This is a genomic window from Micrococcus sp. FDAARGOS_333 (assembly GCF_002206575.2).
In the GTDB taxonomy this organism is placed as follows: Bacteria; Actinomycetota; Actinomycetes; order Actinomycetales; family Micrococcaceae; genus Micrococcus; species Micrococcus lylae.
Genome location: NZ_NJFJ02000001.1, coordinates 1,725,907 through 1,738,578 on the forward strand (window position 1 = coordinate 1,725,907; position 12,672 = coordinate 1,738,578).

Below are 12,672 nucleotides of genomic sequence, written 5' to 3' on the forward strand. Positions count from 1 at the left end.
TCGCGCCAAGGAGGACGCCCGATGACCGCCCAGACCCTGAACGACCTGCTCTCCGCGGGAGTGCGCGGACGCACCGTGCTCATCCGGTCCGATCTGAACGTGCCGCTGGACGGCTCGACCGTCACCGACGACGGCCGCATCCGTGCGTCCCTGCCGGCCATCAAGGAGCTCGCCGACGCCGGCGCCAAGGTGATCGTCATGGCCCACCTCGGCCGCCCCAAGGGCGAGCCGGATCCGACGTTCTCCCTCGCCCCGGTGGCCGCCCGCATGAGCGAGCTGCTCCGCGCCGAGGTCGCCCTGGCCGACGACGTCACGGGCTCCTCCGCCCGGCAGAAGGCCGCAGCCCTGGCCGAGGGCGAGGTCCTCTTGGTGGAGAACGTGCGCTTCGACGCCCGCGAGACCTCCAAGGATGCAGCCGAGCGGCAGGAGCTCGCGAAGGAGATGGCCGCCCTCGCCGGCGCGGACGGCGCCTACGTGGGCGACGCCTTCGGCGCCGTGCACCGAGCCCACGCCTCCGTGGCGGACATCGCCTCCCTGCTGCCGGCCTACCAGGGCCCGCTCGTGGCGACCGAGCTGGAGGTCCTCACCCGTCTCACCGAGTCCCCGGAGCGCCCGTACGTGGTGGTCCTGGGCGGGTCGAAGGTGTCGGACAAGCTCGCCGTGATCGACAACCTGCTGGAGAAGGCGGACACCCTGCTCATCGGGGGCGGGATGCTCTTCACCTTCCTCAAGGCCCAGGGGCATGAGGTCGGCTCCTCCCTGCTCGAGGAGGACCAGCTGGACACCGTCAAGGGCTACCTGGAGCGCTCCGGCAAGGGCGCGGCCACCATCGTGCTGCCCACCGACATCGTGATGGCCTCCGGCTTCGCCAAGGACGCCGAGCACGAGGTCCTCCCGGTGGACGCCCTGGCCTCCGGGACTCACGGCGACAAGGCCATGGGCCTGGACATCGGCCCCGCGACCGCCCAGGCCTATGCCGCCGAGGTCGCCGGCGCCAAGACCGTGTTCTGGAACGGTCCGATGGGCGTGTTCGAGTTCCCGGCCTTCGCCGAGGGCACCCGCGCCGTGGCCCAGGGTCTCACCGAGGCCACGGCGGCCGGCGGCCTGTCCGTGGTCGGCGGCGGCGACTCGGCCGCGGCCGTGCGCACCCTGGGCTTCGAGGACGGCCAGTTCGGCCACATCTCCACCGGCGGCGGCGCCTCCCTGGAGTACCTCGAGGGCAAGGAGCTGCCGGGCGTGTCGGCCCTGTCCGGCGGGAAGGCCTGAGCCATGGCAGGGCAGACTGCGCGCATCCCGCTGATCGCGGGCAACTGGAAGATGAACCTGGACCACATGCAGGCCGTGGACCTCGTCCAGAAGGTCGCCTGGGGCCTGAAGGACGCCGGCCACGACCAGGACCGGGTGGAGGTGGCGGTCTTCCCGCCGTTCACCGACCTGCGCAGCGTCCAGACCCTCGTCAAGGGCGACCGCCTCGAGCTCGCCTACGGCGGCCAGGACCTGTCCCCGCACGCCTCCGGCGCCTACACCGGCGACGTCTCCGGCGCCTTCCTCGCCAGGCTGGACTGCACCTACGTGATCGTGGGGCACTCGGAGCGACGCGAGATCCACGCTGAGGACGACGCCGTGGTGGCCTCCAAGGTGGCCGCCGCGCTCGAGCACGGCCTGGTGCCGGTGCTCTGCGTCGGCGAGGGCCTGGAGGTCCGCCAGGCAGGCCGGCACGTGGACCACACCGTGGCCCAGCTGACGGCGGCCCTGGACGGGCTGTCCGCCGAGCAGATCGGCCGGGTCGTGGTGGCCTACGAGCCGGTGTGGGCCATCGGCACCGGCGAGGTCGCCGGCGCCGACGACGCCCAGCAGATGTGCGCCGCCCTGCGTGCCGAGCTCGAGCGCCTCGCCGGGGAGGAGACCGCCGCGTCGGTCCGCATCCTCTACGGCGGCTCCGTCAAGGCGGCCTCCGCGCCCGAGCTGCTCGCGCAGCCGGACGTGGACGGCGCGCTGGTCGGCGGTGCCAGCCTCGACGCGGACGAGTTTGTTAGGATCGTCCAGTTCGACTCCGCCTCCTGAGCAGGCGGGATTCCCGAGCCGAGAACATCACGGCGCAGGGGCCGGATGTGGTCCCTCCGCCCTCTCACGAGGAGTGATCCGTGGACATCCTGATGGTGATCCTGCAGGTCCTGGTGGCGCTGTCCAGCGTCCTGCTGATCCTGCTGGTGCTGCTGCACAAGGGCCGCGGCGGCGGCGTCTCCGACATGTTCGGCGGCGGTGTGTCCTCCTCGATGTCCGCCTCGGGGGCCTCGCAGAAGCTGCTGGCGCGCGTCACCGTGACGACCGCGGTGCTCTGGGCGGTGATGATCGTCCTGATCGGACTAATCGCCCGCCTCAACGTGGAGTTCTGACCGAAGGACCTCGACGACGGCCCCCTCCGTGCCCGGCGCTCTCGCCGCGCACGGAGGGGGCCTTCGCGTCTGTCAGCGCTCACTGGCCTGCACAGCCTCCAGATCGGTCCGGGGCAGGCCTTCCGAGAGGACCCGGCCCAGGATCTCGTCCGGGTCCAGGCGGCGTAGCTCCTCGGCCAGGCAGTCCTGGTCGGTGCGGCGGGGCAGAGAGATGCGCTGCACGGGACGGCCGGCCTGGTAGAGCCTGGCCACCGCGGACTGTGAACGCGAGAGCACGATGTCACCGCGGTGGCGGCGCAGGCGGACGGCGCGGATGCCGTGGCCGCGCTTCGTGTGGGCGATGGTCACCGGGACCCGCAGCGCCTGGGTGAGCCAGGCGGCCAGCAGCAGCGTCGAGGGGGAGTCCGGGGCGCCGTCCACGGTGACTGACCGGATCTCGCGCGGATCCTGGTCGTCCAGGATCGCGGCGAGCTGGTTCCGCCACAGGGTGAGGCGGGTCCACGCCAGGTCGGTGTCCCCGGCCCGATGGCCGTCTCGGCGGGCCCAGAGGGCGCGTTCGGCATAGGGGGACGCGGCGGTGTCCGTGATGCGGCGGTGCGCCAGCCGGCCCAGCGGGGTCTCGGAGGGCACGTGCGGAGCGACCCCCGGCCACCAGACCACGATCGGCGCGTCCGGCAGCAGCAGGGCGGAGACGAGGGCCTCGGTCGGCTCTGCATTGGCGCCGTGGCACGCCAGCACCACCACGTCCGAGGCGCCGGCGTCCCCGCCGACGCGGATCTCGGCGTCGAGCCGGTTCTGCGCGGTGCGGTCGCCGAGGGCCAGCACGATGATGCGGCAGGGGTGTTCGAGGGACGCGGCGTTCGCGGCATCGAGCGCCTTCTCGACGCCGTCGAGATCCGTGCTGATCACGAGGGTCAGCACGCGGCCGAGGGTGACCACCCCGCCGGCCTCGCGCAGCCGGGTGATGCGCTTGGCCACCTCCGAGGTGGTGGTGTCCTCCATGCGGATCTTCACGGGCGCCTCCATTGCCGGCCGTCGCGGATGAGCAGGTCGTGTGCCGAGGGCGGCCCCCAGGAGCCGGGGTCGTAGGGCTCGGGCTGGCCGGGCATCGATTCCCAGTGCTTCACGAAGGGGTCCACGATGCGCCAGGACAGCTCCACCTCGGCCTGGCGGGGGAACAGCGGCGGCTCGCCCAGCAGGACGTCCAGGATCAGCCGCTCGTAGGCCTCCGGCGAGTCCTCGGTGAAGGCGTGGCCGTAGCCGAAGTCCATGGTCACGTCACGGACCTCGGACTGGGTGCCGGGCACCTTGGAGGCGAATCGCAGGGTCACGCCCTCGTCCGGCTGCACGCGGATCACCACGACGTTCTGGCCGAACTCGTCACCCGGGCGCACGGGGAACAGCAGGTGCGGCGGCTGCTTGAAGACCACGGCGATCTCGGTGACGCGGCGCCCCAGGCGTTTGCCGGCGCGCAGGTAGAACGGCACGCCCTGCCAGCGGCGGGTCCGGATGCCGACCTTGAGGGCGGCGTAGGTCTCGGTGGTCGATGCGGGGTTGAAGCCCTCCTCGTCCAGGAAGCCGGTGACCTGCTCGCCGCCCTGCCAGCCGGAGGTGTACTGGCCGCGTGCCGAGGCGGCCTCGATCTCCCGCGGATCGGAGGGCACCTCGACCGCGGCGAGGACCTTCTCCTTCTCGGCCCGCAGGTGGTCCGCGTCGAAGGAGAGGGGCTCCTCCATGGCAGTCAGGGCGAGCAGCTGCAGCAGATGGTTCTGGATGACGTCGCGGGCGGCGCCCACGCCGTCGTAGTAGGAGGCGCGGCCGCCGATGCCGATGTCCTCGGCCATCGTGATCTGCACGTGGTCCACGTGCTCGGCGGACCAGAGCGGCTCGAAGATCCGGTTCGCGAAGCGGAAGGCGAGGATGTTCTGGACCGTCTCCTTGCCCAGGTAGTGGTCGATGCGGAACACCGACTCGGGCGGGAACACGCGCTCGATGACCTCGTTCAGCTCGCGGGCGCTGTCCAGGTCATGGCCGAAGGGCTTCTCGATCACCACCCGACGCCAGGCGGCGTCCCGGTCCCCGGAGTCCTCTGCCAGGCCGACCTCCGCCAGCTGGCGGCAGACTTCCTCGAACCAGCTCGGAGGGATGGAGAGGTAGAACGCCGTGTTGGCCCGGGTGCCGCGCGAGGACTCCAGCTCCGTCAGGACCTCCACGAGCCGCTCGTAGGCCGCGTCGTCGTCGAAGGCCCCGGAGATGAACCGCAGGCCGCCGGAGAACTGCTGCCAGACGGTCTCGTTGAACGGCGTGCGGGCCCCGGCCTCCACGGCGGCGCGCACGTACTCGGCGAACTCGGCGTCGGACCACTCACGGCGGCCGAAGCCGACCAGCGAGAATCCCGGGGGCAGCAGGCCCCGGCCGGCGAGGTCGTACATCGCCGGGAGCAGCTTCTTGCGGGCCAGGTCGCCCGTGACGCCGAAGAGCACGAGGGACGACGGACCCGCGATACGGGTCAGCCGGCGGTCCAGCGGGTCGCGGAGCGGGTTGGACACGGTGGCCCAGCGCTGCGCGCGGGAGGGCTCAGAGCGCATCTGCGGCGGTGCGCAGGGCGGCGATGCCCGCGGTGCGGTCGGTCAGGTGCAGGCGGACCACCGGCAGGCCGTGGTCGGCGAGCACGGCGGCGTCGCCCGAGGCCTGGGCGGCGATGAGACGGCCGAGGGTGAACGGACGCTCCGGGACGTCGAGGTCCGCGGCGGCATCGGCGGTCAGCTGGAGCACCACGGCGTTCGGCCTGCCGCCCTTGTGCAGCTGGCCGGTCGAATGGAGGAAGCGGGGGCCCCAGCCGAACGTGACCGGACGGCCGGAGGCCTGCGCCAGGACGGGGCGCAGGGCCTCCAGATCGGCGTCGGCGTGGCGGTCCATGTAGGCCTGGACGGTCAGGTAGCCGTCCTCGGGCAGCAGGGCCAGGGTGGAGCGCAGGACGTCGGTGAGCGAGCCGGCGTCGGCGTCGGCGGGCAGGCCGGAGACGGCGATGCCCTCCACCTCGTCGCCGCGCTCCTCGGCGACGACGGGGGAGTCCAGCAGCTCACGGGCGGCGGCCTTGGCGGCCTCCACGTCCGGCTGGTCGAACGGGTTGATGCCCAGCAGTCGGCCGGCGACGGCGGTGGCCACCTCGAAGACGAGCAGCAGGGCGCCGAGCGAGCCGGAGACGACCACGCCGTGGGCCGGGGCGGCGACGCCGTCCAGGTCTCCGGCGAGGACCACCTGGAGCAGGTCCGCGGCGTCCGACGAGGTCTCCGGGGCGCCGTCGTCGACGACGACCGGCACCAGGCCCACGCCCTGCTTGCCCGTGGACTCGGCGATGAGCTGCTCGGCCCAGTCGCCGAAGCCGACGATGCCCGAACCGGCGTCCGAGACGATCAGCTTGTCCCTCAGCGGCAGGGTGCCGCCGAGCGCGGCGCCGAGCTGCAGGCCCGGGTTGTCCTCGTCGTCCTCGGTGAGCAGGTCGAGCACGGATTCGGCGTCGTCGAGCAGGGTCTCGACGTCCACCCCGGCGAGCCCGGCCGGGACGAGGCCGAAGGCGGTGAGCGCGGAGTAGCGTCCGCCGACGGTCGGATCGGCCGTGAAGACAGCCCGGTAGCCGGCCTCCACGGCGGTCTGCTCGAGCGGCGAGCCCGGGTCGGTGACCACGACGATCCGGGAGGCCGCGTCGATGCCCGCGGCGGTGAACGCCTCGGCCATGATGCGGCGCTGGGAGTCGGTCTCCACTGTGGAGCCGGACTTGGAGGAGACCACCAGGACGGTGCGGTCCAGGTCGGTCAGTGCCGCGCGCACCTGGTCCGGGTCGGTGGAGTCCAGCACGGTGAGCTCCTTGCCGGCGGTGCCGGCGATGACCTCCGGGGCCAGGGACGAGCCGCCCATGCCGGCGAGGACGACCCGGTCCACGCCCTCGCCGCGCAGCGTCTCCGCCAGCTCGGAGATCTGCGGCAGCAGCGGACGGGAACGGGCGACCGCATCGATCCAGCCCAGACGCTTTGAGGACTCCTCCTCGGCGGCCGGCCCCCAGAGCGTCGGGTCCTCTGCGGCGAGGCGGGAGGCGAAGCGCTCCTCGACGAGGGTGGGGACGTGGCGGTCGACGGCGTCGAGTGCGGCGCCGGTGGCGCTCAGTCCGAGGGTGCTCATGGCGTGCTCCTTCTGGTTGCGCGGTGCGCGTGGCGAGTCGGTGCGGGCGGTGGGCGGTCAGCGGGTGCGGCGGGAGGCCAGGCCCTCGGACACGGAGTCCAGGAGCTGTTCCCAGGCGGTCTCGAACTTCTCCAGGCCCTCGGCCTCGAGGACGTCCACGACCTCACGATAGGAGACCCCGGCGTGGCCGATCGCGTCGAGGTGGGCGTCGGCGTCGGCATAGCCGCCGGGGATGACCGCCGGGACGATCTCACCGTGGTCGGCGACGGCCTCCAGGGTGGCCGCGGGCATGGTGTTCACGCAGCGCTCGGCGACGAGCTCGGTGACGTAGAGCGTGTCCGGCAGCGCGGGGTCCTTCACACCGGTCGAGGCCCAGAGCGGGCGCTGCACCGGGGCGCCGGCGGCCTCGAGGAGGCGCCAGCGCTCGGTCTGCAGGGACTCGTCGAAGATGCGGTAGGCCAGGCGGGCGTTCGCCACCCCGGCCCTGCCCTTCAGGCGCACGGCGTCGCCGCCGATCTGCTCGAGGCGGCGGTCCACCTCCGTGTCCACGCGGGAGACGAAGAACGAGGCCACCGAGTGGATCCGGGACAGGTCCCGGCCCCGGGAGCGGGCCTGCTCGAGTCCTGACATCCAGGCGTTGACGACCTCTCGGTAGCGTGGCAGCGAGAAGATCAGCGTGACGTTGACGCTGATGCCCTCGGCCAGCACGGCGGTGACGGCCGGCAGACCCTCCACGGTCGCGGGGATCTTGATCATGACGTTCTGCCGCCCGATCCTCTCGGCGAGCTCGCGCGCCTGGCGGATGGTGCCGGAGGTGTCCCGGGCCAGCCGGGGGTCGACTTCGATGGACACGAAGCCGTCGGCCCCCTCCGTGGCGGCGTGGACGGGCGCGAGCACTTCGGCGGCGCCGGCCACGTCGCGGGTCGTCAGGGCGGTGACGGCGGCGTCCACGTCCGCCCCGGCCGCGGCGAGCTCGTCCAGCTGCGCGGCGTAGACGTCGGCGTCCTCGAGGGCCTTCTGGAAGATCGCCGGGTTGGTGGTCACGCCGGTCACCGACCGGGTCGCCACCAGGTCCGCCAGCGAGCCGTCCACAAGGCGGGCGCGGGACAGATCGTCCAGCCAGACGGAGACGCCCGCGGCCGCGAGGGCCGCGGTGTTCGGGTTCTGTGCTGCCTGCTCGACCATGCTCAGGACTCCTTCCGCTCCGCCAGCAGATTCTGCGCGACGGAGACGATGTTCTCGGCGGTGAAGCCGTACTTCTCGAAGAGGCGCTCACCGGAGGCGGACTCGCCGTAGTGCTCGAGGCTGATCCTGGCGCCTCGGGAGCCTGCGGTGACGGTGTGCTCGAACCAGGGCTGGGCCACGCCGGCCTCGACGGACACGCGCACGGGGGCGTCCGGCCCGTCCGGCAGCACGGCGTTGCGGTACTCCTCGTCCTGCTCGGCGAACCACTCCAGGCACGGTGCGGACACCACGCGGGTGGGGATGCCGGCGGCCTGCAGCTGTTCGCGGGCCGCAACGGCGAGCTTCACCTCGGAGCCGGTGGCGATCAGCAGCACCCGGGCGTCGGCGGCGTTGCCCTCGGCATCGGCGCCGTCCACGAGCACGTAGGCGCCGCGGGCGACCTCGGAGGCCTCCGCGAATCCGTCGCCGCGGGGCAGGACCGGCAGGCTCTGGCGGGAGAGGACGAGGCCGGCGGGACGGTCCGGACGGTTCAGCACCGTGTGCCAGGCCCAGGCGGTCTCGTTCGCGTCGGCCGGGCGGACGACGTCCAGGTTCGGGATGGCCCGGAGGGAGGCGAGGTGTTCGACCGGCTGGTGGGTGGGTCCGTCCTCGCCCAGTCCGATGGAGTCATGGGTCCACACGAAGACGGAGCCGACGCCCATCAGGGCCGCCAGGCGCGCCGCGGGGCGCTGATAGTCGGAGAAGGTGAGGAACGTGCCGGCATAGGCGCGGGTGAGGCCGCCGAGGGCGATGCCGTTGACGATGCATCCGGCGGCGAACTCGCGGATGCCGAAGTGCAGGGTGCGGCCGTACGGGTGTCCGGTCCAGGCCTTCGTGGACCTGTCGGCCGGGATGAAGGAGGGCTCGCCCTTCATGGTGGTGTTGTTGGAGCCGGCGAGGTCAGCGGAGCCGCCCCAGAGCTCGGGCATGACGTCGGCGAGCGCGGTGAGCACCTCTCCGGACGCGGCCCGGGTGGCGACCTCCTTCGAGCCGGGCTCCCACCTGGGCAGCGCGTCCTCCAGGCCCTCCGGCGTCCGGCCGTCGGCGAGGCGGTCGTAGAGCCGGGCGTTCTCCGGGCACGCCTCACGCCAGGCAGCGAAGGCCTGGTCCCACATCGCGCGGTAGGCCGCGGACCGTTCGCCGATCGATCGGGCGTGCTCGAGGAGCCCCGGGTCCACCGCGAACATGGTGTCCGGGTCGAAGCCGAGCTGCTCCTTGACGGCGCGCAGCTCGTCCTCGCCGAGCTTGGAACCGTGGATGCCGCCGGTGTTCTTCTTCGTGGGGGCGGGCCAGCCGATGACGGTCCGCAGGATGATGATCGAGGGCTTGCCGGTCTCGGCCTTGGCCGCGACGAGTGCCTCGTGGAGGGCGGCGGTGTCCTCGGTGTACTCGGTGACCTCATGACCGTCGGCGCCGTTGGTCCAGTCCACCTCCTGCACGTGCCAGCCGTAGGCGCGGTAGCGGGCGGCGACGTCCTCGGTGAAGGCGATGGATGTGTCGTCCTCGATGGAGATGCGGTTCGCGTCGTAGACGACGACCAGGTTCCCCAGCTCCTGGGTGCCGGCGAGCGAGGACGCCTCGGAGGTGACACCCTCCTGGATGTCGCCGTCGCCGGCGACGACGAAGACGTGGTGGTCGAAGGGCGAGGTTCCGGCCGGAGCGTCCGGGTCCAGCAGGCCGCGCACGCGACGCTGGTCGTAGGCGAAGCCCACGGCGGAGGCGAGACCCTGGCCGAGCGGACCGGTGGTCATCTCGACGTGGTCGGTGGTGTGGTTGACCTCGGGGTGGCCCGGGGTCTTGGAGCCCTCGGTGCGCAGTGCTTCGATGTCCTCGAGCTCGAGTCCTGCGCCGGCGGCGAACAGCTGCAGGTACAGCGTCAGCGAGGAGTGGCCGGCGGAGAGGATGAAGCGGTCCCGGCCGGCCCAGTGCGGGTCGGACGGGTCGATGTGAAGGACGTTCTGGAAGATCTCCCAGGCCACGGGGGCCAGGGACATCGCGGTGCCGGGGTGGCCGTGGCCGGCCTTCTCCACGGCGTCGGCGGCGAGCACGCGCAGCGTGTCCACCATGGCCCGGTCCTTCTCCCCGTAGACGTGGCCGCGGGCCGGCCGGGTACGGTCGCGGGCGGGGCGGGCGATGGACTCGTTCACGTCGGAACTCCTCACGGGCGGGCGATCTCTGTCCACGGCGCTCCCACCGGTCGCTCGGCCGGTGCGGACACGCCGCCGCGGCAAGCCTATCCCCCGAGACGGCGCGGAATCGCCCCCTGCCCGCCCGGCGGACACCATCCGCGGTACACTGGAGGTTGGCCCATCTGCACCCACCGCGCCTGCACGCCGGGAGCGCGTTCAGCGGGCCGCCCCCGTCCCCGCCCCGTGAAGAAGTCGATGTCATCCACCGTGGAGTCGCCCGTGACCGCCGTTGACCGCACCGCCGAAGCCGAGCAGCACCCCGGCCGCGTCGCCGGCGAGCCCGTGGGCTTCAAGCGCAAGGCGCGCGCCTACTGGGAGCTCACCAAGCCGCGTGTCATCGAGCTGCTGCTGGTGACCACGCTGCCGACCATGATCTTCGCCCAGCGCGGCTTCCCGGACGTGTTCGTCATGCTCTCCACCCTGGTGGGCGGCGCGATGGCCGCAGGCGCCTCGGGCGCGTTCAACTGCTACATCGACCGGGACATCGACCGCGTCATGAAGCGCACCGAGCGTCGTCCGCTGGTGACCGGTGAGGTGTCACCGCGCGAGGCCCTGGTGTTCTCGTGGGTGCTCACCGTCCTGTCCCTGGTGATCCTCACCTTCGGCGCCAACTGGCTCGCCGGCCTGCTGGGCGCGGCGGCGATCTTCTTCTACGTAGTCGTCTACTCGCTGATCCTCAAGCGCCGCACCGAGCAGAACATCGTGTGGGGCGGCATCGCCGGGTGCTTCCCGGTGCTCATCGCCTGGGCCGCGGTCCGCGAGACGATCGAGTGGCCCGCGATCATTCTGTTCGTGGTGATCTTCCTGTGGACTCCGCCGCACTACTGGCCGCTGTCCATGAAGTACAAGCGCGACTACCAGGCCGCCGACGTCCCGATGCTCGGCGCCACCGCCTCCGCGCACCACGTCTCCAACCAGGTCGTCCTCTACGCGTGGGCCACCGTGGCCTGCTCGCTGCTGCTCGTCCCGCTGGGCTGGGCCGGCATCGTGTACACGGTGGTGGCCGTGGGCGTGGGCGGCTGGTTCGTCTGGGAGTCGCATGTGCTGCAGCGTCAGGCGACCCGCAGCGACTTCGAGGACCGCAAGGCCATGAAGGTCTTCCACCTCTCGATCTCCTACCTGACCCTGCTGTTCATCGCGCTGGCCGTGGACCCGTTCGTGGGCGCCCCGCTGATGACCTTCGGCGGCTGAACCGCCCCTCCTGATCCCCGACGACGGCCCCCTCGCCTCCCGCAGGCAGGGGGCCGTCGCGTGTCCCCGACCCCCTGGAAGCCCTCGTTCCGAAACAGCGCACTCCTCGCATGCCCAGGATCGGATCGAGGGCAACCGGCCTGGCGCCGCAGACACGGCCCGGCGTCTTCGATCCGAAGGGGAGCGACCCTTGCATGCCCCGGATCGGATCGAGCGCACGTGTGTGGCGGGGCTGGGGTGGCACGGTGCCTTCGATCCGAAGGGGAGCGACCCTTGCATGCCCCGGATCGGATCGAGGGCACAGGTGTGGGAGGGCAGGCTGGGGCGGGTCGGTGCTCACCCCCCCCAACACACACGGACGGCGGTCAGCCTCCGGACGCGGACCCCCGGACGCGGGACGGCCCCTCAGCCGGGTGTGGGTGAGAGGCCGTCCTGCGGAGGTCGGAGCGCCGGCCTCAGGCGAGCGGGGCGCCCGGGGTGACGTAGCGGCTGGTCTGGCGCTGCCAGAAGGAGACGACGGCGCCGATGGTCAGCACGGAGCCGAGCAGGTGCAGGATCACGACGCCCTCGGGCAGTCCGGTCAGGTGCTGCCAGTACCCGACGGCGCCCTGGTAGACGATGACGCCGAGCACCATCAGGATCGTGGTGCGCTGGGCCTGGGAGGCGCCCGCGGTCTTGAGGACGAGCACGGCGGTGACGACGCAGGCGAACACCAGCGGGTAGACCGGCAGCGCGTGGAAGCGGGTCACGACGAGGGCGTCGAATCCGTGTCGCACGGCGTCCGGGTCCCCGGAGTGCGGACCGGTGCCCGTGACCACAGTGCCGAGGACGACCATGAGCACGGAGAGGGCGAGGATCGCCCAGGCGCCGCGGCGTGTGGCGGAGGTGGTGGTGCCGTCCACCAACGCGTACCCGGCGCCGTGGCGGTGCTCGTCGCGGACGCGCTGGCACAGCATCGCGGCGATCGCGATCATGATGCCGGAGACGATGAAGTGGCCGCCCACGATCCACGGGTTGAGCCGGGTCAGCACGGTGATGCCGCCCAGCACGGCCTGGAACACCACGCCCGCGAGGATGCCGACGGAGAGCAGGAAGACCTCACGGTGGCTCTGCCGCAGCCGCCACACCCAGGCGACCAGCAGAAGCGCGAGGATCCCGAGGACGCCGGTCAGGGTCCGGTTGCCGAACTCGATGACGCCGTGGATGCCCATCTCCGCGGTGTTCACGAGCGACTCGGGGGTGCACTTCGGCCAGGTGGGGCAGCCCAGCCCCGAGCCGGTGAGCCGGACGGCGCCGCCGGTGAGCACGATGCCCATGTTCGCGACCAGGTTGGCCACGGCCAGCACAACGGTGCTCTTGGTGATCGCCGAGGGCAGCCAATCGGGTCCGGAGGCGAGCCCGGCACCGTGGAGCGGTGCGGCGGGGCGGTCGGTGACGGTCACGTCTGCCGTCCTTTCGTGTCGGGTGCGGCGCTCGTGCACGCCGCGGTGGTC

10 protein-coding genes are annotated in these 12,672 nt (G+C 72.2%); 4 read left to right on the forward strand and 6 right to left on the reverse strand.

Features of this window, described 5'->3' with window-relative positions; translation table 11 throughout:
• The first annotated feature begins 21 nt into the window (after nt 1-21).
• The 3 genes from pgk to secG all read left to right on the forward strand — a co-directional run bounded on the left by pgk (nt 22) and on the right by secG (nt 2,396).
• The gene (gene pgk, locus CEQ11_RS07700) at nt 22-1,266 is read left to right on the forward strand and encodes a phosphoglycerate kinase (protein ID WP_067188959.1); all 1,245 of its coding nucleotides are present in this window, start codon (nt 22-24) and stop codon (nt 1,264-1,266) included.
• Nucleotides 1,267-1,269: 3 nt separating this feature from the next.
• Nucleotides 1,270-2,064 carry a triose-phosphate isomerase gene (gene tpiA, locus CEQ11_RS07705; protein WP_088478245.1) on the forward strand — a complete coding sequence of 265 codons (795 nt, stop codon included), beginning with the start codon at nt 1,270-1,272 and terminating at the stop codon, nt 2,062-2,064.
• Between the two features lie 80 nt (nt 2,065-2,144).
• Complete coding sequence (gene secG, locus CEQ11_RS07710; RefSeq protein WP_067188963.1) at nt 2,145-2,396, forward strand: preprotein translocase subunit SecG; 252 nt, start codon at nt 2,145-2,147, stop codon at nt 2,394-2,396.
• Nucleotides 2,397-2,468: 72 nt separating this feature from the next.
• On the opposite strand, the gene CEQ11_RS07715 is transcribed toward secG, so the two are convergent.
• The 5 genes from CEQ11_RS07715 to tkt are packed head-to-tail and all read right to left on the reverse strand — an operon-like array spanning nt 2,469 to nt 9,865.
• On the reverse strand, nt 2,469-3,410 hold the full coding sequence (locus tag CEQ11_RS07715) for a glucose-6-phosphate dehydrogenase assembly protein OpcA (protein WP_067188965.1): 942 nt from the start codon (nt 3,408-3,410) through the stop codon (nt 2,469-2,471).
• Complete coding sequence (gene zwf, locus CEQ11_RS07720) at nt 3,407-4,984, reverse strand: glucose-6-phosphate dehydrogenase (protein ID WP_088478246.1); 1,578 nt, start codon at nt 4,982-4,984, stop codon at nt 3,407-3,409. Before zwf ends, CEQ11_RS07715 begins: the two co-directional genes overlap by 4 nt.
• Nucleotides 4,974-6,575, reverse strand: coding sequence for a glucose-6-phosphate isomerase (locus CEQ11_RS07725; RefSeq protein WP_088478247.1), 1,602 nt, complete (start codon nt 6,573-6,575; stop codon nt 4,974-4,976). Before CEQ11_RS07725 ends, zwf begins: the two co-directional genes overlap by 11 nt.
• 57 nt (nt 6,576-6,632) lie before the next feature.
• Nucleotides 6,633-7,760 carry a transaldolase gene (gene tal, locus CEQ11_RS07730; protein ID WP_088478248.1) on the reverse strand — a complete coding sequence of 376 codons (1,128 nt, stop codon included), beginning with the start codon at nt 7,758-7,760 and terminating at the stop codon, nt 6,633-6,635.
• 2 nt (nt 7,761-7,762) lie between these two features.
• Complete coding sequence (tkt, locus tag CEQ11_RS07735; protein WP_227718908.1) at nt 7,763-9,865, reverse strand: transketolase; 2,103 nt, start codon at nt 9,863-9,865, stop codon at nt 7,763-7,765.
• A gap of 342 nt (nt 9,866-10,207) precedes the next feature.
• On the opposite strand from tkt, the gene CEQ11_RS07740 reads away from it, so the two are divergent.
• Entirely contained in the window at nt 10,208-11,179 is a 972-nt protein-coding gene (locus CEQ11_RS07740) for a heme o synthase (RefSeq protein ID WP_227718799.1), read from the forward strand.
• 455 nt (nt 11,180-11,634) lie between these two features.
• On the opposite strand, the gene CEQ11_RS07745 is transcribed toward CEQ11_RS07740, so the two are convergent.
• On the reverse strand, nt 11,635-12,621 hold the full coding sequence (locus tag CEQ11_RS07745) for a heme A synthase (protein WP_227718800.1): 987 nt from the start codon (nt 12,619-12,621) through the stop codon (nt 11,635-11,637).
• Between the last annotated feature and the right edge of the window lie 51 nt (nt 12,622-12,672).